This window comes from Kitasatospora sp. NPDC036755, from assembly GCF_040636595.1.
Classification (GTDB): domain Bacteria; phylum Actinomycetota; class Actinomycetes; order Streptomycetales; family Streptomycetaceae; genus Kitasatospora.
The window spans coordinates 1-1369 of the sequence record NZ_JBEZUT010000681.1 but is presented as its reverse complement, the minus strand read 5'-3'; the positions used below and the strand labels follow the sequence as shown (position 1 = coordinate 1369).

The window sequence follows — 1369 nt, the reverse complement described above, 5'->3', positions numbered from 1 at the left end:
CGGCGTCAACGATCGATGTACGCGCCTTCGATGACGGGCGGCAGGCGCTCAGGGGGAGCCGACCGGGCAGTGGCCGGGGGCCTCCGCCGAGTCCGCGGCCGCCCGGCTGCGCGAGGCCGCCGCCGCCACCTCGCGCGCCGAACTGGCCGCCGAACGGGCCGGCGACGCCCGCAAGGACGCCGCCCGCTCGCTGGCCGCCGAACAGCGCACCGCCGCCCTGCTCGCCACCGAGCAGCGCCTCGCCGACCTGCTCTCCCTGACCCCCTACCAGGAGGGCGCCGAGGAGGACGCCGGCTTCCTCACCCCCACCGTGCTCGACCGCAACGCCGAGTACCTGCGCGAACTCCTCGACGAGTCCATCGCCACCGCCGAACGCACCCTGTTCGACCTCCGCACGGCCGCCGCCGACGACTCCCGCATCCTCGCCGCCCTCGGCGACGGCGGCCTGCTGCCGCCCGGCCCGGACGTGCTCGCCACCGTGGAGTACCTCGCCGAGCACGGCATCCCGGCCCTGCCCGGCTGGCGCTACCTCGCCCAGTCCGTCGACCCGGCCGACCACGAGGCGATCCTCGCCGCCCGCCCCGAACTGGTCGACGGCGTGGTCGTCACCGACCCGTCCTCGCTGGAGCGCGCCCGCGAGGCCCTGCAGGCCGCCGCCCTGCTGCCGCGCTCCACCGTCGCCGTCGGCGCCGCCGCCTCGCTGATCGCCCCGATCACCGACGAACCCGCCTTCTTCCTCGTCCCGCCGAACCCGGCCATGCACGACGAGTCCGCCGCCGACGGCGAGCGCCGCGAACTGCGCGCCCGGGCGAGCGCCCGCGAGGAGCACATCCGCGAACTGGCCGGCCGCCTCGGCGCCGACCGCGCCCTCGCCGCGCGCCTCGCGTCCTGGCACGCCAGCTGCCCGCCCGGCACTCTCGCCGAACTCGCCGCCGCCGCCGAGACCGCCCGCGAGCACGCCGAGCAGGCCGCCGTCGCCCTGGCCACCCTGCGTGCCGACCACGACGAGGCCGAGACCGACCACGCCGCCGCGGCCTCCGCCCACGAGGAGCACCGCGAGGCCGCCCAGCGCGCCCGCCGCCGCGCCGACGCCCTCTCCGGCCTCGCCTTCCGGCTGCGCGAGCGCGGCAACTGGGCCCGCCGCCAGCGCGAACTCGCCGAGGACGCCGCCGAGTGCGACCGCCGCCAGGCGCTGTGCGCCGAACGCGCCCGCACCTGCGACGAGGACCGCCGCGCCGCCCAGCGCGCCGCCGACGACGCCCGCCGCACCGCCCGCGCGCTGCGCGCCGAACGCGCCGAGATCCCCGCCGCCGAGCAGGCCGACGAGCCCGACGGGACCGCCCCCGCCGCGCTGCCCGCCCTGCGCGAG

The 1369-nt window shown here is 79.3% G+C and carries 1 pseudogene; it reads left to right on the top strand.

The features are described 5' to 3' along the window. Positions 1 to 109: 109 nt before the first annotated feature. Positions 110 to 1369, top strand: a pseudogene (locus tag AB0E96_RS41175) (hypothetical protein); the annotation flags it as partial.